Source organism: Aureimonas altamirensis (genome assembly GCF_023702225.1).
Taxonomy (GTDB): Bacteria; Pseudomonadota; Alphaproteobacteria; order Rhizobiales; family Rhizobiaceae; genus Aureimonas; species Aureimonas altamirensis_B.
Window position 1 is genome coordinate 92367 of record NZ_JAMQCO010000004.1, and the last position, 21416, is coordinate 113782.

A 21416-nucleotide genomic window follows, 5' to 3' on the forward strand; every position below is an offset into this window, starting at 1 on the left:
AGGTGGCTTTCCATGAATTTCGACATCGATCTGGTTTTCGCCGCCATGCCCCGCGTCGGCGAGGCGGCGCTTGTCAACCTGCGCATCGCGGCTATCGCCCTGGCGTTGGCGCTGGTCGGCGGCACGCTCCTGACCATCGTCCGCTCCCTGAAGGTCCGGCCCGTCAACGCGGTCATCGCGGTGATGCTGTCCTTCATCCGGGGCACGCCCATCCTGATCCAGATATTCCTGGTCTACTACGGCCTGCCCGCCGCAACCGGTTTCCGCCTCGCGCCGGAAGTGGCGGGCATCGCCGCCATCGCTGTGAATTCCAGCTTCTTCATTTCGGAAATCATGCGCGGCTCCCTGCCCGAGATCGACGCGGGACAGGTCGAGGCGTCGACCGCGCTCGGCCTTTCGAGACCGGTCATCTGGGCCCGGGTCATCCTGCCGCAACTGTTTCGCCGCATCTCGCCGATGCTCGTCAACGAGGGTACCGTCATCGTCAAGGGAACGGCCCTTCTGGCCGTCATCACGGTGGTGGAGGCGCTGCGCGTCGCACAGCAGATCGGCGCGGCGCGTTTCCGCCCGTTCGAGCCCATCGTCGCCGCTGCGCTCATGTTCCTTGCGATCAACCTGACGCTCACCTTCGTCGGCTGGCTTCTGGAACGCCGCTTCGCAAGGGAGCGCCGCTGATGCCCCTCGACCTCGCCATCCTCGTCGACAATCTTCCCCTCTTCGTTCAGGGCGCCTGGCTTACGCTGCGGATAACCTTCGTCGCCTTCCTTGCCGGCATGACCATCGGCACGCTGGCCGCCATCGCTGCCCTGTCGCCCATCGCGCCGCTGCGCTGGCTTGTCGCCGCCTATGTCACGATCATGCGGGGCATCCCCTTCATCGTCCTGGTTTTCCTGACGCAGTACGGCCTGCCGGCGGCCGGGCTGCGGATGCCGGCCCTGTTCAACGGCACGGTCGCCCTGTCGCTCTTCGCCGGCGCCTACTACACCGAGATCATCCGCGCCTGCGTCCTGTCGCTGCCCCGTGGCCAATGGGAATCGGCGCGCGCCATCGGGATGTCGCCCTCTGCCGCCGCGCGCAACGTCGTGGTGCCACAGGTTCTGGCGCCCATGGTGCCGCCGGTGGTGAACTGTACGATGACGATGATCAAGGAGAGCTCCGTCCTGTCGTCGATCACCGTCGCGGAACTGACGTTCCAAGGCCTCGTCGTGCAGGGCAATACCTTCGCCCCCTTCGAGGTGTTCATCGCGGTCGCCGCATTCTACTGGCTGATCACCGGCATTTTTGGTTTCCTTGCCGGCCGGCTGGAACGCCGTCTCGGCGCCGGACGCGGCAGCCGCAGCCTGTCGCCGCTCGTGGCACGCTACCTCATCCTCGAGGGGAGGACGGCGCGATGACGGCCCCTGCCCTGCGCGCCACCAACCTGACACGGCGCTTCGGCGACGTCGTCGCGCTCGACAGCGTCTATTTCGATATTCCGCGCGGGCAGGTCGCCAGCCTCGTCGGCCCATCCGGCTGCGGCAAATCCACCCTCCTGCGCACGCTTCTCTGGCTCGATCCGCCCGACGAGGGCTTCGTCGAAGTTGGCGGCAGATTCCTCGGCCGGGAGTTGAGCCCGCAGGGAGCGATCCGGCGGCAGAGCGCACGAGAGATCGATCGCATCCGCCCGCGGATCGGCATGGTGTACCAGCAGCTCAACCTGTGGCCGCATCTCAGCGCAATGGAAAATGTGGTTCGCCCCCAGATGGTGGTGGCCGGACGCACGCGCGCGGATGCGGAGGCGGAAGCACGCCGCCTGTTCGACCGGCTGCGCATCACGCCGCTTGCCGACCGCCAACCCGGCGCGCTTTCCGGCGGGCAGAAACAGCGCGTGGCCATAGCACGGGCACTGGCCATGGGGCCGGAGATCATGCTGTTCGACGAGCCGACCTCGGCTCTCGATCCCGAGCTCGTGGGCGAGGTTCTGCAATTGCTGCACGAATTCGCACAAGGTGGCATGACCATGCTGGTCGTCACGCATGAGCTGGGTTTCGCCCGCGATATCGCCTCGCGCCTCATGTTCATGGATCGTGGCCGGATCATCGCCGATGGCGATCCGCGCACGATCATACGCTCGCGCGACAATGCGCGCGTCGCCGACTTCTTCGACAAGGTTTCGGCCTTCCATCCCCAGTTCCGCGATACAACCCCATCCTCAGGAGCCGCGTCATGAAAACGGTCAACCGGGCCTATACGGGCATACCCAGCTATCTGCGTTCGCGCATCGCCGCGACACCCGCCGACTACGCCGGCGCCGCCATCGGCGTTCTCGGCATTCCCTTCGACGAAGGCTCGCCCTTCCTGCCGGGGTCGCGCATGGGGCCGCGCGCCATCCGCGAGCATTCGCTGCGGTTTCCCTATGGCGATCCGCTCTACGATCCCGATACGGGAGAGGAATATCTGGGCGCCGAACTGTCGCGGGGGCTGATCGTCGATTGCGGCGACGTCGATATTCGCCCGGCCAATCCGGGACGCACCTTCGAGGTGATTACCGCCCGCGTGCGCGAAATGCTGGATGCCGGCCTGTTTCCCGTGATGCTGGGCGGCGACCATTCCGTCACTTATCCGATCTTCGAGGCCTTCGACACGCCAATGCACGTCATACAGTTCGACGCGCACCAGGATTACGCCGAAATCGACGAGGATCTCGACCGCACCAACAGCCACGCCTTCCGGCATATCACGGGCATGGAGACCTGCCTTTCGCTGACCCAGGTCGGCATTCGCGGGCTGCGCACCACGCGCACGCATGTCGAGGAGTTGCGCGCGCGCGGCAACCGGGTCGTCTGCATGAGCGAAACCCGCCGCCTGGGCGCAGACGGCATTGCCGCGCTTCTTCCCGAAGGCTCGGACGTCTACGTGACGATCGATGTCGATGCGCTGGACATGTCGCTCGTGCCCGGCTGCGTATCGGCAGAGCCGGACGGCCTCACCTTCCCGCAACTGATGGACAGCCTGAAGGCCATCGCGGAACGGCACCGCATCCGCGGCTTCGACTTCGTCGAGGTCAATCCGCCGCTCGACGTCGGCACCGGTGCGACGGCCTATCTGGGCGCCCTCGTCGTCACGGGTTTCCTCGGCTTCATCTGCAACCAGCCCTGGTGGGCGGAACAGCGCGACCGGGCAATGGCGGTGCCGGCATGACGGACGGATCGGAAAGCTTCATCGTCGAGGCCGGCCATGGGCTCGCGATCCGCCTGTCGAAGGGCGACGAGATCACCATCGTCAACGAAAGCGGTACACAGGTAGTGGATACCTGGGCCTTCTGTGCACACGAGCCGGCGCATGCCATGTCGATGGAGCACAGCCGCGTAGAGAACGGGCGTCTCTGCGCCCAGGCGGGCGGCACCTATGTCACCGATCGCCGCGTTCCCATACTTGCGGTCGTCGCCGACCAATCCCCCGGCATCCACGACACGATCATGGCGGCCTGTGACGCACAACGCTACGTCAATCTCGGCTGCACGGAGCCGCATCGAAGCTGCGCCGACAATCTGCGGCAGGCGATGGACTCGGCAGGCTTCACGCTCGCACGCGTTCCGCAACCGCTGAACCTTTTCATGAACATTCCGATCGGCGCGGATTTCAGCCTGACACAGGGCGCGCCGGCAGGCGCCCCCGGAGATTTCGTGACGCTGCGCGCCCTCATGGATTGCGTCGTGGCCCTGTCCTCCTGCCCGCAGGACATGACGCCCATAAACGGCGGGCGGCCGGCCGACGTGCCCGTTCTGGTACGCCGTGCCGCTAGCGGATGACGCGTCTCATGCATCAGCCTCCCATATCCAGCCATCCGGACAGGTTTTCGCCAATGATCGTCGACAGCGCCAGGATATGGGCGTCATCGTCGTTGAGGCATGGGATGTAGGTGAACTCCCGTCCGCCGGCATGCAGGAAGGCTTCCCGGATCTCGCCGTTGATTTCTTCCAGTGTCTCGATGCAATCCGCGCTGAAGGCAGGCGAGGCTACCGCGACATGGCGGATACCCCGTTTGGCGAGGTCAGCCACGTGCTCCACGGTGTAGGGCTTGAGCCATTCCTCCGGGCCAAAAACCGACTGAAAGGTCGTATCGATGCTGTCCTCTGCCCATCCCAGACGTTCGCGCAGGAGCCGCGTCGTCTTCTGGCATTGGCAATGGTACGGGTCGCCCTGCATCAGGTAGCGCTTCGGCATTCCGTGATACGAAGCGACGAGCTTCTCGGGCCGGCTGTCCGCCTGCGCGTAGGCGCGCTCGACGGATTGCGCCAGCGCCTCGACATAGAGCGGATGCTCGAAATAGGCGTCGACCACGCGGGGAATTGGCTGCCGGAACTGCTTCATCAAGGCGCGGAAGAACTGGTCGTTGGCGGTTGCCGTGGTCGCCCCCGCATACTGCGGATACAGCGGAAAATACAGGATGCGCGTGCACCCCTCTTCCACCATCCGCGATACGGCCGACTCCACCGACGGGTTGCCGTAGCGCATGCAGAAATCCACCACCACGCCATCGCCGTATTGCGCGGTGAGCGTCTCGCGCAGCCTCGTCGTCTGCCGGCGCGTGATCGTCAGAAGCGGACTTTCGTTCAGGCTTTCGTTCCAGATCGACTTGTAGTTGGCTCCGGAACTGAACGGCCGCTTCGCCAGAATTACCGTCTGCAGGATCGGCTGCCACTTCCAGCGCGGATAGTCGATGACGCGCCTGTCGGACAGGAACTCGTTCAGGTATCGGCGCATGGACCAGTAGTCGTAGCCGTCGGGCGTCCCGAGATTGGCCAGAAGGATGCCGACGCGTGCCGACGGCACTCGTGGATGGTCCGCCGGCATCGACGGTGTTCGAGTGGTCGGGAGAGCTTTGTCCATTCACGCCGGTCCAGTCATGCTTCAGGCCTTCGCCCGCCTTTGGGAATGGCTGGATATATGGCGAGGCGGCCATAGCCGCAACTCGCCGAATGGACCGCGTCAGAACCTGACGCGCAACCCTGCCGTGCCGGAGACTTCGACACTGTCGCCGAAATCGCCGAGATCGCTGGCGACACCCACCTGCCCGTACACCGACCATGCGTCGTCCGACCAGTTGTACGTAGCGCCGAGCGCACCGCCGAGCCACGTATCGCCGTTGCTGGAGTCCAGGGGGATGCCCCCGACCTCGATCCTCGTGCCATCCAGGAACTCCTGGCGGACATCCACGAGACCATAGGTCTGCAGGCGGCGGGTGTCGCCACCAGCGGATTGCCACGTCGTCTCGTGATCCAGCGAGATACCCAACCGGCCGACCAGGCTGTCGCCGCGCAGCAGCCGAACGCCGGCACCCGTGGCATCGGTGAAGTCGTCGAAATCAACGCTGCTGTAGATCAGTTGCGCCTGCGGCGTTACCGACCACTCATAGGCGATATCGAAGCTGCGGCCCACTTCCACGCTGGCCGACCAGCCGAAGCCGTCATTGCTGTCGGCCTCGACCATATCGAGCGTGTCGGACCAGATGTCCGTCTGGTACCAGGTGCCCTGCACCTGCGCGTCCGCATAGAAGCCGTTCTGGGCATAATAAGTCAGCGACGCGCCGACGCCCGAGCCCGTCGTGTCGATCGTGCCGGAGCCCGCGAAGGATTCGACATCGGCCGAGCCGCGTCCGTGATGCAGCCAGACGCCGCCGACGAGGACGTCCCCGCCGGCCGCCTCATAAACCGGAAAGTCGACCCCGGCCTGGATACGCCACAGGGAGCCATCCGACTGCCATCCGCTAGCCGACCGATCCGGCGTGATATCGAAGCCACGGCCTTCGATGCGTCCCCAGACGGCGCGCCCGTCGACCAGATCCTGCGGCGGCGTAGTCGACAGCGCCCCCTTCCGGAAAGGCTTCGGATCGGCGGTGCCGGACCATATCCGGTTACCCACGCGCTGACGCAGCGTCGGCAGGCGGTTCATATCGAGAAGCAGCGAGGGATAAGCCTCGTAGAGCGGCACGCCGGGCTGATAGAGCGGATCGCTGGCCGGATCCGAACCGATCGGATCGGTTGGGGTGCCGGGTCCGCCCGGAACGCTCGGGTCGGTCGGTGTAACGGGCACAGATGGATCCGTCGGATTGACCGGGGTCGTGGGATCCGTCGGATCTGTCGGGTCTACCGGGGTCGGCGGCGCATCCTTCGCGATCGAACGCAGATACCAGTTGCCATTGGCCGGGTCGCTGACGCTCCCCTTGTACAGCGAATAGGAATAGGCGCCGGCGATGATCGCGCTACGGCCGTTCTGGTCGGTATAGTAGCCATCCAGCGCGAATACGGCGTTCGATGCGCCATCGACCTGGACGAGGAGGATGCCTTGGTTTGTCGGCGCCCCGATGCCGGAACGGTCGTTGACGATCAGGGTCGAGGTACCGCTGCTGTTTCCCCGGATGACGAGCCGGTCTGTTATCGACGTGTCGTCGCCCAGGACAGTATCCATTTCCACCCAGTTGTCCTGCCCGACATAATCGCCATTGATCGTCAGGGTGCCGAACGCACCATTGCCGGCCGGCCTGATGGACCCGGCAACAATGACGTTCTGGACGGCTCCGATGCCCTCGAGCTCCGAGCCCGGGGCGATATTCAGGGTGCCGCCTAGAATGCCGTCGACCTGCAGGACCTTGTCGTGCACGTTGGCGACGGTTTCCACCGTGCCGGCGAAACCCGAACTGTCGCCCGTCAGGATCGTTCGTCCCGATTCGAGGCGGACGATGGCATTCGGGCCGCCGACAAGGCTTGCCCCGAAATCATAGGCGAGATCGTCATGGTTGAAGAGCAACTGGGCGGCGCCGGCGCCGAAATCGATCGACGGAGCGTTGACGACACCCGGCGCAACCGGCGAGCCGCCGCCCGGCGCGCCGATGACGAGCGTGCCGCTGGAGCCAGCGTCACGGCCGATCAAGATGGGGGCGGCCGAAGTCAGCGTGGCGCCGGGCCCGACGATGACGGTGCCGATGTTGCTCGGCCCGATCTCGACATTGCCGTAGGACTCGGTCCCTACGACATAGTCAGGCGGAGTATCGACCACCAAAGATTGTGCCGAAGCATAATGTCCGGATACGAGGACGAGACAGGAAGACGCCAGGGCGACCCGGTGAAAACGACGCAACTGAAACATTGTACCGAACTTCTATAAAGTTAAAACAATAGCTTTCGATAATTGCTCTTAAAGTGAGCATCTGGGCGGCAACCTATAGCGCCTCACGCGGAGGTGAAGCGCTCCGAAAGTCTCATTCCTCCCCCAAAAGTCGGCCACACGGAGTAGACTTTCGCGTCGTGAGCCGCCCGGTGCGGTCCGGCAATTGGCCGAATTCGGGAGGGCGAAGTGAAAGAAGTTCAAGACAATCAGTCAGGGATATTCGCGGATATCGACTTGTGGCGGAGCGATGCTGGCCTGCGGGAAGCGGTCGGCGATGTCGATGCAGCCGGGTTGGCGGATTTTGGGCAGGCCGCAGGGAGCGCTGCGTCGCTGCAACTCGGGCGAACGGCCAACGAGTGGCTTCCAAGGTTTCGCCCTTTCGATGAGAAGGGCACGGAGGTCGGGTTGGTCGAGTTCCATCCCGCCTATCACGCCCTTATGGAACGCGGCTGCACGGCTGGCCTGCATGCCTCCACCCATTCAGGAGGCAGCCATGTGGCGCGCGCGGCGCGCTTCTACATGACGGCGCAGGTAGAATGCGGCCACCTCTGTCCGTTGACGATGACGCACGCCAGCATGGCAGTACTGGACGGCGCACCTACAATCTCGAACGTCTGGCGCAACGGCATCCTGTCGCGGAGATACGATCCTTCTTCACGCCCCGCTGCGGAAAAGTCCGGCTTGACGATCGGGATGGGAATGACGGAAAGGCAGGGTGGCTCGGACGTACGCAGCAACCGCACCATTGCGGAGCAACAGGCGGACGGCAGCTATCGCTTGAACGGGCACAAATGGTTCCTGTCGGCGCCGATGTCGGACGCGTTCCTGATGCTGGCTCAGGCGCAGGGTGGGCTGACGGCCTTGCTGGCACCGCGTATCCTGCCGGATGGGACGCCCAACGGGCTTCACTTGCGCCGCCTGAAGGACAAGCTCGGCAACCGCTCCAATGCGTCCGCCGAAGTGGACCTCGTCGACGCGGCGGCCTTCGCGGTTTCCGAGGAAGGTGCCGGCATTTCCACGATCCTGCGGATGGTCAACCTGACCAGGCTGGACTGTGCCCTCGCCTCTGCCGGGCTGATGCGCCTCGGCCTCTCCGTGGCCCTTCACCATGCCGGACAACGTGTGGCTTTCGGCCGACTGTTGATGGATCAGCCGCTCATGCGCGCCGTGCTGGCCGAGATCGCCATCATGGCGGAGGCCTCGACGGCGCTCATCTTCCGCCTGTGCCGTGCCTGGGATCTTGCGGCGGAAGACGAAAGCGAGGCGGCATTCGCACGCCTGATGACGCCGGCAGTCAAATATTGGATCTGCAAACTCGCGCCGACGATGCTTTACGAAGCGATGGAATGCCTCGGCGGCAACGGATACATCGAAGACGGGCTGCTTTCCCGCGCCTATCGCGAAGCCCCCGTCAATGCCATCTGGGAAGGCACCAGCAACGTCATCGCGCTGGATGTCCTGAGAGCACGCACGCGGTCGCCCGACACATTCGGATACATCGTCGACAGCCTGCGCCCGGGGCCTGAAGACGGCACCGTCATGCTGGAGAGATGGCGCCGCCTTGCCGGCGGCGGACAGGAGGCCGGGGCCCGGACGGCGGCATCGGACCTTGCGATCCTTGCCGCGCTGAAGCAACTCCGTCTTAGTCCGGAAACGGCCCTTGCCGACGCCTTCACCGCCGTCCTTTCACGGGCCGCGTGCGGCGGCCTTGCCGGCTACGACGGGTCCGGGCAGGCTCAGCTTCTGGAGCGCGCCCGGCCTGTCACGGCGAATGAATAGCCAGCGACATCTTCTGGTTGGACACGAGATTTCTGGCGTAAAGGTGGCCCTAAAAGCTTGCCGGATGAGCAGCGCGCGCCCGCTTTGGATACCACGCCGTGAATTTCACGGCGCCAACAAGCGCCAGGATGATAATCCATACCCCGAAGTGCGAAGACACGGATGGCGCGGCAAACAGCAAGATATCAGCGACGACAATCACAGCGAATGCCGCTGCCCATGCGCCGGAGATCACGTAATTCGTTCGCAGGAACTCAGTGCTGCTGGCAACTTCCGGGGAAACGCCTTCTTTTGCATACTGCAGGGTGAATGGCCGGCGCAGCAGGATCGAGGCGAGCACTATCAGAAGCAGGCCTGTATCGACCATTATGCGGACGGCCATTACCGACAGCGAGACATCGCTCAGTGCAACGTAAAGCGTCAGTCCGGCAAACAGGATCAGAGTTCCGATCTCGAGAATTTTCAGCGGGCGATGTGCAAGCACATCCCGGAGCAACAGCACAGCCGCGGCCACTGTGCCGCTAATCAGCCCTTCGAATGATCCAAGAAAGCGGTCGACGAAAGCGAAGGCAATGAATGGGGCCAGAGCAAGCAGAATATTCATTTGGCACCTCGCAGTCGTTTTGCGAATGCTTGCACCAAATCATGATAAAGGGAAGCAGGCGTCACCGCCTAGCTGCCCGATCCCGCATGCAAGGGGCAGGTGCACCTACAGTTTCCCCACCGCGTCTATAGTGGTTGGCACTACCTCCCGGCAGCGAAATCGATCCCGGCCTGCGTCTCGGCAATGGCCTGTTCGATAAGTTCGATTGCCCGCTCGCGGTGACCGCCCTTATTCGGCTCTGCTGCCCGCAGCGAGTCCAAAGCGGAACGCAGCTCTGATATCGCGGCTTCCATTTCCGGCTGATCGGCCCGCGCTTCTGTTACGATATGACCGATACCTGCAAGGCCAAGTCCAAGGACCGCCACTAGTGCAAGCGTACGAATAGACATGGCAGCTTCCCTGAACTTGTTATGACATCCAATACAGGCGCAAACAAATATCGGCGTCAACTGAATTCAGTCGGATAAAGTCGGCCCTTGAGAATCCAAGCCAGGGCGCCCGTTGAATACCGGCGTCGACGCTCGAATGCCAGTTGCAGCATGATGCAACATGACTTCGTAACAATGCCATCTAAGTAATTGTTTTTATTGGCGACCCCGGCAGGATTCGAACCTGCGACCATCGGCTTAGAAGGCCGGTGCTCTATCCACTGAGCTACGGGGCCATGGAAGCGGCAAGGGCCGCCTCGGTTAGTGCGTCCAGGGCTGGACCCGGTCGTACTTGAAATTGTCGGAATAGGACACGCGCGAGCGCGCGATGCGCGGCGTATCCTCGACCTCGTAGGCGATTCCGTTGCGCTCCGCGTATTCCACGGCCTGCTCGCGCGTATCGAAGGTCAGGCGCACCTGCTGCCGCATGTCACCGCTGGACGTGTAGCCCATCAGGGGCTCCACGACCTTGGGTTTCAGCGGTTCGAAATCGAGGATCCAGACGCGGGTGCGCGCCTTGCCGGACTGCATGGCGTTACGCGCTGGACGATAGATACGGGCAACCATGGCGGCATCCTTGTTGTCGCTGACCGATCGGCGATTGGATGCCATGGTCGGAGCGGCAGGATTCGAACCTGCGACCCTCTGGTCCCAAACCAGATGCGCTACCAGACTGCGCTACGCTCCGCTCAAGGCCCGCACGCCGGAGGGCCTTGGGCTTACTAGCTTTGCCGGTGCGGCTTGGCAAGCCTCGTCTGCGCTCCGGCCGCGCACGAACCCTGTTTCTGCCACGCCCTTCGCCTATCTGGTCGAAAACCGGGTGTCGAAAGCTGTCGGAAGGGGAATCGCTTGCGCCATATCGGACCACAACTGAGCCGGATCTGGCACGATGTCCGCCGCGCGCCGTCCGGCAGGCATCCCCCTGTCTTTCCGGTTCAATTGATCTGCATCGCGGCCATGGGGGCGGCCCTGGCGATAGCCAGTTTCCCGATCGACAGGCGCATAAGCCTCGCCATGCTCGGCGAACCGGCAGGCAGCCTTGCCTTCCTGCGCATCGCCACCGATGTGGGTCTGGTGCGCTGGTATCTCTGGCCGATGCTCGCCCTGATCGTCGCGCTGACCTTCGTGGACTGGAGGCGGCTGGAGACATCCGGACGCCTGCGTCTGGCCCGGACCTATGCCTATGCCTGCCACCTTTTCGGCTCCGTCGCCCTTGCCGGAATCCTCACCAACATACTCAAGGTGGTATTCGGCCGGGCGAGACCGGCCCTTCTGGAAGATTACGGCAGCTTCGCCTTCCGGCTGGCGCGGTTCGGGGACCAGTTCGCCAGCTTTCCATCGGGCCACGCCACCACGATGGGCGCCGTTACCGCCACCTTCATGATACTGGTTCCCCCGGCGCGCCTGCCCATTTTCCTCGTCGGTTTCAGCCTTGCGCTGAGCCGTATCGTGGTCCGGGCGCATTTTCCGAGCGACGTCCTTGCCGGGTTCACGATCGGGTTCGTCACATCCGTGGTCGTTGCCCGCTTCATGGCCGGCCGCGGACTGGGCTATCGCTTTGCTGCCGGCGGCACCGGCCTGCGCGGCCTTCTGCCCGTGCCGCGCTGATGCTCAGCCGATGCGATGGCCGTCGCCGAATGCCCTGACGAAAGCCGGTGCGGCCTCTGCCACGGCAGCGAGGGAATAGCCGCCCTCCTGCACGATGACGCTCGGCAGGGCCAGCCGCGCCAGCAGGCCCCCCAATGTCTCGTAAGCGGGCGTCGTCACGTCGAGCCGGGACAGCGGGTCGTCCCGATGGGCGTCCCAGCCCGCTGAAATGACCAAAGCCTGCGCACCGAAAGCCGCCACGGCATCGGCTAGCCGCGCGACCGCGTCCGCATAGGCGCCGTCGCCGCTTCCCGGCGCCAACGGGAGGTTTAGGTTGCAACCCGTCCCTGCCCCGGCCCCGCATTCATCCGCATAGCCGAAATAATGCGGGTAATAATTGCTGGGGTCGGTGTGGGTGGATGCGAAGAAGACGTCGTCCCGATGGTAGAAGATCGCCTGCGTCCCATCGCCGTGATGGGTATCGAAGTCGAGAATGGCGACACGTTCGAAGCGCTTGCGCAGCACCTGCGCGGCGATCGCCGCATTGTTGAGGAAGCAGAAGCCCGACGCACGGTCGGCATAGGCGTGATGGCCGGGCGGACGGCAAAGCGCGTAGGCCGCCGGCTCCCCGCCGGCGACGGCGCGTGCCGCCGCGACGGCACTGTCGGCCGAACGCAGCGCCGCCTCGAACGTGTCTGCCATCATGGCGCAGGACAGGTCGCCGATATACCATCCGGTCCTGCCGAGAATGCCCCTGGTGCGAGGCTTCGGACGCTGCGCCAGCCCGACGCCTGCGGTGCCGTAGGGATGGACGTTCGGCAGCACTTCCGGCCCCGCATTCGGCAGTTTCCGGAACTCGTCGTAAGCCGAGGCGAGGAAGTCGATATAGTGGCCCGCATGCACGGCGAGGATCGGCTCCAGCCCGGCCTCTTCGGGCACCTCCACCTGAAGCCCGCAAGCCTCCAGGCTTTGCCGCATCACCGCCGGCCGCTCGGGGCGCTCCAGAGGCTCCACGATCTTGCCGTGGACGAGGTATTGCGTGGGACGATGGCTCGACTGTGCGTCATGGAAAAAAAGCTTCAAGGCGTAATCCCGGGTGAAACGACTTGCGAAGGACCGTTAGCCGGGCACGGAAAATGCCCCGGATCCGGCGGAACCCGAAGGTTCCATAGTCGTTGATCCCACGCAATCCGTGGGAGGAACCAATGATCAGACGGCTGGCCCCGAAAGTCGACATCCGCAACGTGGATGGGCGATACGATTTGCATTGGGGCATCTACTGGCTGGATGGGCTGACCTTCGAAGAGTCCGAGATCGCCCTCGATCAGATCAATTCCCGGACTTTCGACCCGACCCAATGGAAAAGCTGCCGCAGCCGCATCAGCTTCGCACGGGAAGAAAAGCCCGCGAGAGGGCTTGGCGGGCACGCTGCCTGACGCATGTACGCCGATGCGACCATTCGCGTAACGGAGGCAGGAAATGAGCGGTTTGGAATCCATCCGTGAACATATGGAAGTCATCGGTGCCGATGGAGTCCATGTGGGCAAGGTCGATCGCGTCGAAGGCGATCGGATCAAGCTGACCCGGGAAGAAAATCCCGAGGGGCACAAAGGCCATCATCATTATATCTCGGTCGGGCTCGTCGCCGATGTCGAGGGCGACAAGGTGCGCCTCTCGGCAAATGGCGATGTTGCGGTGACGTTCGAGGAAGAAGAGAGCGGCAAGGGCATCTGAAGCCTAGTCGCTCCATCCCGGTTTCAGGGGGCTGTTGCATGGCGCGACAGCCCCTTCTGATTCCTTCAGGGGTCTTACCCTCACCTGTTGGCGTAGGGGTAAGGCGCCGAAGGGTGAACCCCGTTCAACCCTTGAGCCAAGAGACCCGCTGCTGCGCCACCGCTAGCTTTGGAGGCATGCGTATCTTCTCCGAATCGCAAATACAGGCGCTGCGCCATCTGGAGCAATCGCCCATACTCGTGTCCCGCAACGACCAGCGGTGGCACGGGCTACCGCATGGCATCCGCACGCTGCGCACTCTGGAACAGCTCGCGCATGCCGGCTTCTGCCGTTCGTCCTATGACCAGGCAAGGCAGGCCATAACCTTCACCATCACACGCGCCGGCCGGCAGGCCGTGTCGACGATGGACGAGCAGCAGCCATTGACGCAACCGCGCAGCAGCGAAACAGCCCGTTAACCGCCCCTTTGCCAGTATGGCCCCCTCACAGCAGCGAGGCCGACCGCAATGAACGACGCCGTCAGGAAACTTGCCCAGTCCATGCTCGATGCGGAACGGGAGAAGCGCGCCTGGAATGCGGGCCGCTCTGCCTTTCGGGAGCGCGGCGAGATTGCCATGAACCCGAATGCGCCAGGCTCGCACGAGCATGGGTTATGGGCGGATGGCTTCGCCTACGAGCGCAAGCGCGGCGCACCCCAGATGCGCGCGGCAAGCCTGCCGGAAAAATCTTCGGCCTAGGCTCGGGGCCGCGACAGCGTGGCCGTCGGAAGTGCGCGCTCGAAGAACTCGACGGAGTCGAGGAAGCGGACAAGATCCTTGCCGGCGTGGAGCCGCGCCGTCACCCGCCCTATCCGGGCCCCGTAGCGCACGAGCGTTCGCAGGCTTGCAAGCACCTCGAGCGTCTCGGCCGGGGCATTGTCGCGGTACACGCCGAAAGCCCTCTCTGCCGTCGACGGGTTCATGGCCAACGCCACGATCTGGGTGAACAGCAGCATCGTATCGCGCGCCTGCGCCGAGGCCATCGGCATGACGGCCTCGGGCTCTTCCTCGAAATCGAAGAACAGCACCTGCCCGTCCACCAGCCCCATGTCGCGCGGATGCGGCCGCCCATGGCAGACCCCGACTGCATGGGCCTGCGCCAGGGCGTGCGCTGCAATGACGAGAAGTTCGTCGTGACGATCCGCCTGCCCGGCCATCCGCAGCGCGTCCATGCGCGCCATCAGTGTTTCTCCGGCATCCGCCACCGCAAGACGCGTTTTCGATACCCGCTCCATGGACGGAACGCCGATCCCGCATTCGGCGAAGGCGCGCCGCTTGCGCAACTCGCGATCGACCAGGCCCACCGCGTCGACGGTTGGAGAAGGACGCAGGAGCTCGAGCCGGATGGCGGCGGACACGAAGCGATGGAAGCGCTGCCCAGGGCTCACGGTTCCGTAGCTGAAATCCTTGATCCAGACATCCGCTCCGCCACGGCTGACGCGGATGAGACGTTGGCCGGGCTTGCTTGCAGGTTTGTGCCCGCGTGATGTGATGGAGACATTCTGAAAAGCCACAGCCATCCCCTGGCGTCGTTCCGGGAATGGCTGAGAACTCTATCCAAGGTTGTATTTCGTCAAGTGTGGATGAAGCTTTTATGTCTGCCGTGTGACAGCTTTACCAGAGTTTTGTACCCTTCGGCTCCGGCCAGTCATCATCCTTGTCCGGGTCGTCCTCCCGCTCGTCGTCGACGCCTTCGACGTCGTCCTCCTCGTCCTCGTCGGGCATGTCCTCGCCGATCAGCGAAGGATCGTTCGGACGGCCGCGGAAGCGATTGTCCAGGCGGCGTACGGCGTTCGTCAGGACGTCGACCCGCCCTCCCTGATCGGCATCTTCGGGGTTTTCGCGTTCGATTTCGGATTTCTTGTCAGCCATGTCGGCCTCCTTTTCGACATCCCTGAAATTCGCGGGCTGTCGTCAAGGTTCCCGGCTGCCGATGGTCAGCTGCGCCGGCGGCATGGCCAGTTCCAGTCGCGCTGCTTGCCGGTGTCGACGTGGATGGCGGCCGTATGGCAATAGGTGCCGACACCGCCGCGCGAGGGCAGCGAGCGCACAAAGCGTGCAACCTCGACGCCGCTGACGCCCGGAATGTGGAAGTCGGCAGCCTTGCATGCCATGTGCATCGAAGCCTTGGCGCCGCCGACGCGGCGGTTATGCGGCGGCGAGCGATAGCCCGAGGTGATGACGGCCTTCTTGCCGAAGCGGCTTTCAACTTGCCGGATCATCCGCACCAGATCGGTGCCGAAACAACTTGTGTTCACATCATCGCGGGCGACCATAAGCCCGCTCGGCGCCAGCCGGGCCATGCCGCCAAGAGAAGCGATCTGATATTCCCCACCGATGTCGTCCAACAGCTCTTCGCTGTCGACTGACGCACGTTTGCCGATCTTGAACAGGGACGATGCGTCCACCCCCGGCAGTTCCGCGCTGGGTGACGGCTTGCCCATTCCGTCCGTATGCGTGACCACCACGCGAGATGCGACCGCCTCCGCAACGGCCTGCGGCTCCGGCTGCTCGCTTTCGGCCCTTTGCGACAGTGCGGCGAACAGCGACGTATCGGCCTGCCGCCGGGGCTGCGCCGGCGGCGAGTAAGCCGCAAGAGGCCCCTCGGCCCGCGGAGCGGAAAAGGTGGAGGATGCCTGCGTCAACAGCGCTTTTTCCTCGGCGGCGGCTTCCGCCATCTCGGCCGGGACGCCGGAGGAGGTTTCCGCCGGCTGGCCGGCAGCCGCCGTCTGCTTGTCTTCCTGTCCCTCCGGCCTGGCTTCCGCCGTTTCGACGGCGGCCTCCGCAGGGGCCGGAGATGGCGTGTTGAAACCGAAAGCGGACGTGTCGTCGATTGCGGACATGCAACCGGAGAGCGCAGGAAAGGCGATGACGCCCATCAGGAACACGCCGTTGCGCAGGGCCGACCGAAGGCCCGAAGTGCTATGTCCGATCAAGATCCGTTCCACCCTCTGGCATGCCGGCCAACCCCGAGGCAGAGCATGCATTAACGGCACGGCGATGACGCCGGCTCCTGTCCCCGCACGGCGCCCGGTCGAAGCCGGGCACTGCGCTGTATGCCATGAGCATTCGGGCCGAATTCGGGCCCGATCAACCGGACGTTAACCCAAAACGCTTGCGCGAAACAATAGCGTTACCAGACACCGGTGTTCTGCATCGACGCCCAAGGCTCCGCCGGGGCCTTCGCCTCGCCCTTCTGCAGCAGTTCGATCGAGATGCCCTCGGGTGAACGGACGAAGGCCATGTGGCCGTCGCGCGGGGGCCGGTTGATGGTGATCCCGGCTTGCTGCAACCGGGCGCAGGTGGCGTAGATATCGTCCACCTCATAGGCCAGATGGCCGAAGTTCCGGCCGCCGGCATAGTCTTCCGGATCCCAGTTGTAGGTCAACTCGACCAGCGGCGCCTTGTTTTGGCGCGCGGCCTCCATGTCGTCCGGCGCGGCCAAGAAGACGAGCGTGAACCGCCCCTTCTCGTTCTCGATCCGCCTTACTTCGGCAAGGCCGAGGGCGCCTTCGTAGAACTCCAGTGCCCGGTCGATGTCGCTGACCCGGACCATCGTATGAAGATAGCGCATGTTACCTGCTTCTCTGTATGCGTTGGAGGTTCGCCGCCACAAGTAGAGCGTCCCCGCCCCGTGGCAAAGATCGACTGCATCGCACGGACGCGAACCATACGCCAGGCTTTCGGCAGGTTGGACACGGGCGACGCGCGCCACTTGCCTTGCCACAAATCGCCGATATGTGCGCAGGGATCAGGCACAGGGCGTGCACGCATACAAAACGGCTTGGCGCGTGGCCGCATTCATGCTTGATTCGGCTTGGACAGGACGGCGGACCTTTGCGATGACAGAACGCGCACCTTCTACCGAACGGGAGCTGCGACCGGAGGCGGGTGGCGTGGACAGCATCGTCGTATCCGGCCACATCAAGTGGTTCGACATCGCGAAGGGCTTCGGCTTCATCGTTCCCGACGATGGATCGGGCGACATCCTCCTGCATGTGACCTGCCTGCGGCGCGACGGGTATACAACGGTCAGCGAGGGCGCGCGCCTCGTCTGCGAGGTCCAGCAGGGCGAGCGCGGCCTGCAGGCGTTCCGCATCCTGTCCATGGACCACTCCACCGCCATCCACCCGTCCCAGATGCCGCCGGCGCGCACCCGCCTGAAGGTGGAGCCGACGAGCGACCTGGAACTGGCCACCGTAAAGTGGTTCAACCGCACCAAGGGCTACGGCTTTCTGTCGCGCGGGGCGGGTACGGAAGATATCTTCATCCACATGGAAACGCTGCGCCGCTACGGCATGACCGAACTTCGCCCCGGGCAGGAGGTCTTCGTACGCTTCGGCAACGGGGCCAAGGGCCTCATGGCAGCCGAAATCAGGCCCGCCTCGGGGGCGGGCAACAGGGTAGAGCATTGATGTCATCCACGGCCGATGGGCGTCGTAACCGGCTGATCGCCGGCGCCTTCATTCTTGTCCTCGCGATCGTCTCCTATTTCGTCTTCACCTCCGGCTCCATCGGATCCACGGCGACCCTGCTCACCGGCAGCGGCGCGCATCGCATCTCCGTCGAGATCGCCGACACGCCGGAAAGCCGGGCGACCGGGCTGATGAACCGCAACAGCATGGACGAAGACCACGGCATGCTCTTCGATTTCGGAGAGGTGCGGGATGTCTCCATGTGGATGAAGAACACGCTCATCCCCCTCGACATGATCTTCATCCGGCAGGACGGCACCGTCGCGCGCATCGCGCGTCATGCGACGCCGCTCTCCCTTACCCCCATCCCCTCGGGCGAGCCGGTACGCTACGTGCTGGAACTGAACGGCGGCGCGGCGGCCGGATACGGCGTCGAACCGGGCGATCGCGTTCATCACCCCTTGGTCGGAAACGGGGCCAAATAAGTTCCAGAGGCGGGTTGCGTCGGAAAACGACTCACCCTATACACCCTCGTGCCGCGCCCATCGTCTAGCGGTTAGGACGGCGCCCTTTCACGGCGCAAACAGGGGTTCGATTCCCCTTGGGCGTACCACTCTTTCATTCAAGTTCGGCATGCGGTGTGCAACCAGCGATTTCCGTCGCGGGTGGCTTACCGGCGCTCTGCTTCGTCCCGTCGCGCCATGCGCCGGCCTTGCCAGCGCGGATACAGGATACCCACCGCGAGGCCGCACAGCACGAGGGCTGCCGCCGCCAGCTTCCATCCAGGCAGTGGCTCCGCCAGAAACACGTAGGAAGCGCCCATGCCGAAGACGGGCACAAGCAGCGCAAGCGGCGTCACCGTCGCGGCCGGGTAGCGCCCCAGCAGGAAGGCCCAGGCGCCATAGCCGAACATCGTATTGCCCACGCTCTGCCAAAGCACGGCCGCCCAGGTTGAAAGATCGGCATTGGCAAGGCCGGCGCGGATAGCCGGCCAGCCCTCCAGCATGACGCTGAGCACGGCAAGCGGCGGGATGGCGAATAGGCTGGACCAGACGACATAGGGGAGCATGTCGGTGACGCCGCTGCGCTTGGCGACGATATTGCCGCCTGCCCAGCTCATCGCGGCCACCAGCACGAGGCAAAGGCCGAGAACGCTCGTATCCCCCTCCGTATGGAGCGCGATGACGACGATGCCGCTGGCGGCCAGCAGCAGCGCCGCCCATTGGAAGCCGCGCACCCTCTCGCCCGTCAGGACGATTGCGAGCCCGATGGTGAAGAAGACCTGGCACTGGATGACCAGCGAGGCCAGCCCCGGCGAAATGTGCCCGCGCATGGCAACGAAAAGGATGCCGAACTGGCCCGCGCCGATCAGGATGCCGTATGCGGCGAGATTGCCGGGCGAAGTCCGTGGACGCGGCAGGAAGAACACCAGCGGAAATGCCGCCAGCAGAAAGCGGAGGCTGGCGAAAAGCAGGGGCGGCAGATGGTCCAGCCCGATCCGGATGATGACGAAATTCGTGCCCCATACCGCGACGACGCAGAGGGCCAGCATAAGGTGCCGCAAAGGCAGGGACGATGCGCTCATGGCAAGCGCTTTACGCCCGAACCTTAACCAAAGCCATGCAATTCTAACGACTATCGAAACAGCCCGTTAAGCTCGACCCCCTACCCTGCCGGCATGATAAGAGTCGCCAAGCAGTATCTGTTGCTCGCCCTTGTCCTGCCGCTGGCCGCGTGCGCCTCCGCGCCGACCAACACGGCCAACAGCTGTGCGATTTTCCAGCAGAAGGACGGGCTCTTCAACAATTGGGAGCGTGCCGCCGATCGCACCCACCAGGAGTTCGGCGTGCCCGTGCCGATCCTGATGGCAACGATCCAGGCCGAATCCAACTTCGAGGCGCGCGCCCGTCCGCAGCGCACCAAGATTCTGGGGTTCATTCCGTGGAAGCGGAAGTCGACGGCCTACGGCTATGCGCAGGCGCTTGACGGTACCTGGGACGAGTACAAGCGCGTCACCGGACGCAGCATGGCCCGCCGCAACAATTTTTCGGACGCGGTCCATTTCGTCGGCTGGTATCATTATACCAGCCATCGGCGGAACGGCATCAGCCGCACCGACCCGTACAATCTCTATCTCGCCTATTATTCCGGGCATGCCGGCTATGCGCGCGGGAGCTGGCGCAGCAACAACGCCATACAGGGCGCGGCGCGTCGCACCGCTTCGATGGCGAACCGGTACGAAGCGCAACTGCGCAATTGCCGATAGCGCCTTTCCGGTTCATACCGGAACGCATGAAACCTAAGATCCTCGTCAAGGCCGCCGCATGGGGCGCGCTCGCCTTCATCGCCTTCGTGACGCTGAGCCCGATCTCCATGCGGCCCGTTTCGGCCGCGCCGGTCAATATCGAGCGGCTCGGCGCCTATCTGGTTCTCGGCGCCCTGTTCGGCGCGGCGTACCCGAAGCGCATTCCGCTGGTGCTTGGCCTGCTCGTCGTCGGGTCTGCCGGCCTCGAGGTTTCGCAGAACCTCGTACCTGGCCGCCATGGCCGGATCGACGACGCCCTTTTCAAGGCAGCGGGCGCCTGCGTCGGCGCGCTCGCCGGCGGCGCCATCGCCCGCTTACGGGCATTGCGCCTTACATCAGAACGAGAATGAGCGTCAGGCCGAAACCGGTGATGAACACGGTTCCGATCGCGCCCAACGCCAGCGGACGGATACCCTTGGCGCGCAACTTGCCGATATCGGTCTCCAGCCCCATCGCGGCAAGCGCTGCAGCCAGCAGGAAGCTCGTCGCGGTGACGATGCCGGAGTGAAGGTTTGCCGGCACGCTGACGACGCTGTTCACCAGCATCATGGCGATGAAGCCGAAGACGAACCAGGGCACGGGCACCCCGGCTCCGCCCTGCGATCCGCCCCGCGCACGGCGCATCTGCATGAAGCCCAAAGCCAGGATAAGCGGCGCCAGCAGCATGACGCGGCTGAGTTTGGCGACCGTACCGAACTGGCCCGCGACTTCGCCGCCCTGAAAAGCCGCCGCCACCACCTGCGCCACTTCGTGGATGGTCGCGCCGGCCCATAGACCGTACAGGCGCGGGGCAAGATCGAAGATCGGGGCCAGCACCGGCAGAAGCAGCATGGCGATCGATCCGAACACCGTCACGCAGGCGATGGCGTAGGCCACATCCTCTTCATGGGCGCGCGTCACCGTATTGGTGGCGATCACCGCCGAGGCGCCGCAGATGGATGTACCGGCCGCGATCAGTTCGGCCAGCTTGCGTTCCACACCCAAGGCCCGTCCGGCCGCCTTGATGAAGACGAAGCTGGAGACCAGCGTCGCCACGATGACGGCGAAGCCCGTCGGGCCGATCTCCATAACCTGCCAAATCGTCAGTTGCATGCCCAGCAGCACGATCGCGAAGCGCAGGACGCGCCGCAGCGAAAAGGTAATGCCCGGCTTTGCGACGGCGATAGGACCGGCCGTGTTCCGGATGGCCATGCCGAGCACGATGGCGACGATCAAGGGGCTCAACGCCGCGATACCCGACAGGCGCTGGACCACGAGCGCAACGAGTGCAATGCCGAACGTCAGCGCAAGCCCCGGCAGGGTTGCCATGCCGGCCCGGGCAAAGCCACTTTGCCCGATACCGGAAAATGCAGGTCTCGTTTTGCGCGCTTTGGCGGA

At 64.2% G+C, this 21416-nt stretch carries 27 protein-coding genes and 3 tRNA genes; 16 read left to right on the forward strand and 14 right to left on the reverse strand.

The features are described from left to right. The first annotated feature begins 12 nt into the window (after window positions 1–12). Genes NDN16_RS07985 through NDN16_RS08005 form a run of 5 tightly spaced genes read left to right on the forward strand, consistent with a single transcriptional unit; the run spans window position 13 to window position 3791 of the window. A complete protein-coding gene (locus NDN16_RS07985) occupies window positions 13–675 on the forward strand; it encodes an amino acid ABC transporter permease (RefSeq protein ID WP_251113098.1) in 663 nt (220 codons plus the stop codon). Beyond that, on the forward strand, window positions 675–1394 hold the full coding sequence (locus tag NDN16_RS07990) for an amino acid ABC transporter permease (RefSeq protein WP_251113099.1): 720 nt from the start codon (window positions 675–677) through the stop codon (window positions 1392–1394). Before NDN16_RS07985 ends, NDN16_RS07990 begins: the two co-directional genes overlap by 1 nt. Next, window positions 1391–2209, forward strand: coding sequence for an amino acid ABC transporter ATP-binding protein (locus NDN16_RS07995; protein ID WP_251113100.1), 819 nt, complete (start codon window positions 1391–1393; stop codon window positions 2207–2209). The genes NDN16_RS07990 and NDN16_RS07995 overlap by 4 nt, the downstream gene beginning before the upstream one ends. Then, the gene (locus tag NDN16_RS08000; RefSeq protein WP_251113101.1) at window positions 2206–3180 is read left to right on the forward strand and encodes an arginase family protein; all 975 of its coding nucleotides are present in this window, start codon (window positions 2206–2208) and stop codon (window positions 3178–3180) included. The genes NDN16_RS07995 and NDN16_RS08000 overlap by 4 nt, the downstream gene beginning before the upstream one ends. After that, window positions 3177–3791, forward strand: a complete 615-nt coding sequence (locus NDN16_RS08005; protein ID WP_251113102.1) for a DUF1989 domain-containing protein — start codon at window positions 3177–3179, stop codon at window positions 3789–3791. The genes NDN16_RS08000 and NDN16_RS08005 overlap by 4 nt, the downstream gene beginning before the upstream one ends. A 13-nt stretch (window positions 3792–3804) precedes the next feature. Here the strand turns inward: NDN16_RS08005 and hemH are convergent, their stop codons facing one another. Continuing rightward, a complete protein-coding gene (hemH, locus tag NDN16_RS08010; protein WP_251113103.1) occupies window positions 3805–4872 on the reverse strand; it encodes a ferrochelatase in 1068 nt (355 codons plus the stop codon). Between the two features lie 99 nt (window positions 4873–4971). After that, window positions 4972–7038, reverse strand: coding sequence for an autotransporter outer membrane beta-barrel domain-containing protein (locus NDN16_RS08015; protein WP_251113104.1), 2067 nt, complete (start codon window positions 7036–7038; stop codon window positions 4972–4974). A 297-nt stretch (window positions 7039–7335) separates the two neighbouring features. Between NDN16_RS08015 and NDN16_RS08020 the strand changes: the two genes are divergently transcribed. Beyond that, window positions 7336–8928 carry an acyl-CoA dehydrogenase family protein gene (locus NDN16_RS08020; RefSeq protein ID WP_251113105.1) on the forward strand — a complete coding sequence of 531 codons (1593 nt, stop codon included), beginning with the start codon at window positions 7336–7338 and terminating at the stop codon, window positions 8926–8928. 49 nt (window positions 8929–8977) lie between these two features. On the opposite strand, the gene NDN16_RS08025 is transcribed toward NDN16_RS08020, so the two are convergent. From NDN16_RS08025 to NDN16_RS08045, 5 genes are all read right to left on the reverse strand, one after another. Beyond that, window positions 8978–9532, reverse strand: coding sequence for a hypothetical protein (locus tag NDN16_RS08025; protein ID WP_251113106.1), 555 nt, complete (start codon window positions 9530–9532; stop codon window positions 8978–8980). Window positions 9533–9672: 140 nt separating this feature from the next. After that, window positions 9673–9921 (reverse strand): hypothetical protein, encoded by a 249-nt coding sequence (locus tag NDN16_RS08030; protein ID WP_251113107.1) that lies wholly within the window; start codon window positions 9919–9921, stop codon window positions 9673–9675. Window positions 9922–10120: 199 nt separating this feature from the next. Next, window positions 10121–10196, reverse strand: a tRNA-Arg gene (locus NDN16_RS08035). Between the two features lie 25 nt (window positions 10197–10221). After that, window positions 10222–10527 (reverse strand): ETC complex I subunit, encoded by a 306-nt coding sequence (locus NDN16_RS08040; RefSeq protein ID WP_251113108.1) that lies wholly within the window; start codon window positions 10525–10527, stop codon window positions 10222–10224. A gap of 44 nt (window positions 10528–10571) precedes the next feature. Next, window positions 10572–10648 (reverse strand) — tRNA-Pro (locus NDN16_RS08045). A gap of 161 nt (window positions 10649–10809) precedes the next feature. On the opposite strand from NDN16_RS08045, the gene NDN16_RS08050 reads away from it, so the two are divergent. Further along, window positions 10810–11568 carry a phosphatase PAP2 family protein gene (locus tag NDN16_RS08050; protein WP_251113109.1) on the forward strand — a complete coding sequence of 253 codons (759 nt, stop codon included), beginning with the start codon at window positions 10810–10812 and terminating at the stop codon, window positions 11566–11568. Window positions 11569–11571: 3 nt separating this feature from the next. Here the strand turns inward: NDN16_RS08050 and NDN16_RS08055 are convergent, their stop codons facing one another. After that, window positions 11572–12630, reverse strand: a complete 1059-nt coding sequence (locus tag NDN16_RS08055) for a histone deacetylase family protein (protein ID WP_251113110.1) — start codon at window positions 12628–12630, stop codon at window positions 11572–11574. Between the two features lie 122 nt (window positions 12631–12752). On the opposite strand from NDN16_RS08055, the gene NDN16_RS08060 reads away from it, so the two are divergent. The 4 genes from NDN16_RS08060 (at window position 12753) to NDN16_RS08075 (ending at window position 14018) form a co-directional block, all read left to right on the forward strand. Beyond that, the gene (locus NDN16_RS08060) at window positions 12753–12983 is read left to right on the forward strand and encodes a hypothetical protein (protein ID WP_251113111.1); all 231 of its coding nucleotides are present in this window, start codon (window positions 12753–12755) and stop codon (window positions 12981–12983) included. A gap of 43 nt (window positions 12984–13026) precedes the next feature. Then, the gene (locus NDN16_RS08065; protein ID WP_251113112.1) at window positions 13027–13281 is read left to right on the forward strand and encodes a DUF2171 domain-containing protein; all 255 of its coding nucleotides are present in this window, start codon (window positions 13027–13029) and stop codon (window positions 13279–13281) included. A 176-nt stretch (window positions 13282–13457) separates the two neighbouring features. After that, window positions 13458–13739 carry a hypothetical protein gene (locus NDN16_RS08070; protein ID WP_251113113.1) on the forward strand — a complete coding sequence of 94 codons (282 nt, stop codon included), beginning with the start codon at window positions 13458–13460 and terminating at the stop codon, window positions 13737–13739. A gap of 48 nt (window positions 13740–13787) precedes the next feature. Then, complete coding sequence (locus NDN16_RS08075) at window positions 13788–14018, forward strand: hypothetical protein (protein ID WP_251113114.1); 231 nt, start codon at window positions 13788–13790, stop codon at window positions 14016–14018. Here NDN16_RS08075 and NDN16_RS21090 read toward each other — a convergent pair. The 4 genes from NDN16_RS21090 to NDN16_RS08095 all read right to left on the reverse strand — a co-directional run bounded on the left by NDN16_RS21090 (window position 14015) and on the right by NDN16_RS08095 (window position 16893). Further along, window positions 14015–14833, reverse strand: coding sequence for a serine/threonine protein phosphatase (locus NDN16_RS21090; RefSeq protein ID WP_353050205.1), 819 nt, complete (start codon window positions 14831–14833; stop codon window positions 14015–14017). The genes NDN16_RS08075 and NDN16_RS21090 overlap by 4 nt on opposite strands. A 100-nt stretch (window positions 14834–14933) precedes the next feature. Next, complete coding sequence (locus tag NDN16_RS08085; protein WP_251113115.1) at window positions 14934–15191, reverse strand: hypothetical protein; 258 nt, start codon at window positions 15189–15191, stop codon at window positions 14934–14936. Window positions 15192–15256: 65 nt separating this feature from the next. After that, on the reverse strand, window positions 15257–16255 hold the full coding sequence (locus NDN16_RS08090; protein ID WP_251113116.1) for a YcbK family protein: 999 nt from the start codon (window positions 16253–16255) through the stop codon (window positions 15257–15259). Window positions 16256–16452: 197 nt separating this feature from the next. Then, the gene (locus NDN16_RS08095) at window positions 16453–16893 is read right to left on the reverse strand and encodes a VOC family protein (protein WP_251113117.1); all 441 of its coding nucleotides are present in this window, start codon (window positions 16891–16893) and stop codon (window positions 16453–16455) included. Between the two features lie 268 nt (window positions 16894–17161). Here NDN16_RS08095 and NDN16_RS08100 point away from each other — a divergent pair, with 268 nt between their 5' ends. The 3 genes from NDN16_RS08100 (at window position 17162) to NDN16_RS08110 (ending at window position 18347) form a co-directional block, all read left to right on the forward strand. Next, window positions 17162–17734, forward strand: a complete 573-nt coding sequence (locus NDN16_RS08100) for a cold-shock protein (protein ID WP_251113118.1) — start codon at window positions 17162–17164, stop codon at window positions 17732–17734. Then, the gene (locus NDN16_RS08105; protein WP_251113119.1) at window positions 17734–18219 is read left to right on the forward strand and encodes a DUF192 domain-containing protein; all 486 of its coding nucleotides are present in this window, start codon (window positions 17734–17736) and stop codon (window positions 18217–18219) included. The genes NDN16_RS08100 and NDN16_RS08105 overlap by 1 nt, the downstream gene beginning before the upstream one ends. A 53-nt stretch (window positions 18220–18272) precedes the next feature. After that, window positions 18273–18347 (forward strand) — tRNA-Glu (locus NDN16_RS08110). A 57-nt stretch (window positions 18348–18404) separates the two neighbouring features. Here NDN16_RS08110 and NDN16_RS08115 read toward each other — a convergent pair. Next, complete coding sequence (locus tag NDN16_RS08115) at window positions 18405–19319, reverse strand: EamA family transporter (protein WP_251113120.1); 915 nt, start codon at window positions 19317–19319, stop codon at window positions 18405–18407. A 93-nt stretch (window positions 19320–19412) separates the two neighbouring features. Here NDN16_RS08115 and NDN16_RS08120 point away from each other — a divergent pair, with 93 nt between their 5' ends. Both NDN16_RS08120 and NDN16_RS08125 read left to right on the forward strand, forming a co-directional pair. Then, entirely contained in the window at window positions 19413–20000 is a 588-nt protein-coding gene (locus NDN16_RS08120) for a hypothetical protein (RefSeq protein ID WP_251113121.1), read from the forward strand. 26 nt (window positions 20001–20026) lie between these two features. Then, window positions 20027–20389 (forward strand): VanZ family protein, encoded by a 363-nt coding sequence (locus NDN16_RS08125; RefSeq protein ID WP_251113122.1) that lies wholly within the window; start codon window positions 20027–20029, stop codon window positions 20387–20389. On the opposite strand, the gene NDN16_RS08130 is transcribed toward NDN16_RS08125, so the two are convergent. Then, window positions 20370–21347 (reverse strand): YeiH family protein, encoded by a 978-nt coding sequence (locus NDN16_RS08130; RefSeq protein WP_251113123.1) that lies wholly within the window; start codon window positions 21345–21347, stop codon window positions 20370–20372. The genes NDN16_RS08125 and NDN16_RS08130 overlap by 20 nt on opposite strands. Window positions 21348–21416 lie beyond the last annotated feature (69 nt).

Coding starts and splice junctions, on each gene's coding strand:
- NDN16_RS08115 (WP_251113120.1), bottom strand. CDS start 19,319: ATGAGCGCATCGTCCCTGCCTTTGCGGCACCTTATGCTGGCCCTCTGC.
- NDN16_RS07995 (WP_251113100.1), top strand. CDS start 1,391: ATGACGGCCCCTGCCCTGCGCGCCACCAACCTGACACGGCGCTTCGGC.
- NDN16_RS08070 (WP_251113113.1), top strand. CDS start 13,458: ATGCGTATCTTCTCCGAATCGCAAATACAGGCGCTGCGCCATCTGGAG.
- NDN16_RS08085 (WP_251113115.1), bottom strand. CDS start 15,191: ATGGCTGACAAGAAATCCGAAATCGAACGCGAAAACCCCGAAGATGCC.
- NDN16_RS08100 (WP_251113118.1), top strand. CDS start 17,162: ATGACAGAACGCGCACCTTCTACCGAACGGGAGCTGCGACCGGAGGCG.
- NDN16_RS08075 (WP_251113114.1), top strand. CDS start 13,788: ATGAACGACGCCGTCAGGAAACTTGCCCAGTCCATGCTCGATGCGGAA.
- NDN16_RS07990 (WP_251113099.1), top strand. CDS start 675: ATGCCCCTCGACCTCGCCATCCTCGTCGACAATCTTCCCCTCTTCGTT.
- NDN16_RS08125 (WP_251113122.1), top strand. CDS start 20,027: ATGAAACCTAAGATCCTCGTCAAGGCCGCCGCATGGGGCGCGCTCGCC.
- NDN16_RS08060 (WP_251113111.1), top strand. CDS start 12,753: ATGATCAGACGGCTGGCCCCGAAAGTCGACATCCGCAACGTGGATGGG.
- NDN16_RS08040 (WP_251113108.1), bottom strand. CDS start 10,527: ATGGTTGCCCGTATCTATCGTCCAGCGCGTAACGCCATGCAGTCCGGC.
- NDN16_RS08005 (WP_251113102.1), top strand. CDS start 3,177: ATGACGGACGGATCGGAAAGCTTCATCGTCGAGGCCGGCCATGGGCTC.
- NDN16_RS08000 (WP_251113101.1), top strand. CDS start 2,206: ATGAAAACGGTCAACCGGGCCTATACGGGCATACCCAGCTATCTGCGT.
- NDN16_RS08030 (WP_251113107.1), bottom strand. CDS start 9,921: ATGTCTATTCGTACGCTTGCACTAGTGGCGGTCCTTGGACTTGGCCTT.
- NDN16_RS08025 (WP_251113106.1), bottom strand. CDS start 9,532: ATGAATATTCTGCTTGCTCTGGCCCCATTCATTGCCTTCGCTTTCGTC.
- hemH (WP_251113103.1), bottom strand. CDS start 4,872: ATGGACAAAGCTCTCCCGACCACTCGAACACCGTCGATGCCGGCGGAC.
- NDN16_RS08095 (WP_251113117.1), bottom strand. CDS start 16,893: ATGCGCTATCTTCATACGATGGTCCGGGTCAGCGACATCGACCGGGCA.
- NDN16_RS08065 (WP_251113112.1), top strand. CDS start 13,027: ATGAGCGGTTTGGAATCCATCCGTGAACATATGGAAGTCATCGGTGCC.
- NDN16_RS08105 (WP_251113119.1), top strand. CDS start 17,734: ATGTCATCCACGGCCGATGGGCGTCGTAACCGGCTGATCGCCGGCGCC.
- NDN16_RS08120 (WP_251113121.1), top strand. CDS start 19,413: ATGATAAGAGTCGCCAAGCAGTATCTGTTGCTCGCCCTTGTCCTGCCG.
- NDN16_RS07985 (WP_251113098.1), top strand. CDS start 13: ATGAATTTCGACATCGATCTGGTTTTCGCCGCCATGCCCCGCGTCGGC.
- NDN16_RS08130 (WP_251113123.1), bottom strand. CDS start 21,347: ATGGCAACCCTGCCGGGGCTTGCGCTGACGTTCGGCATTGCACTCGTT.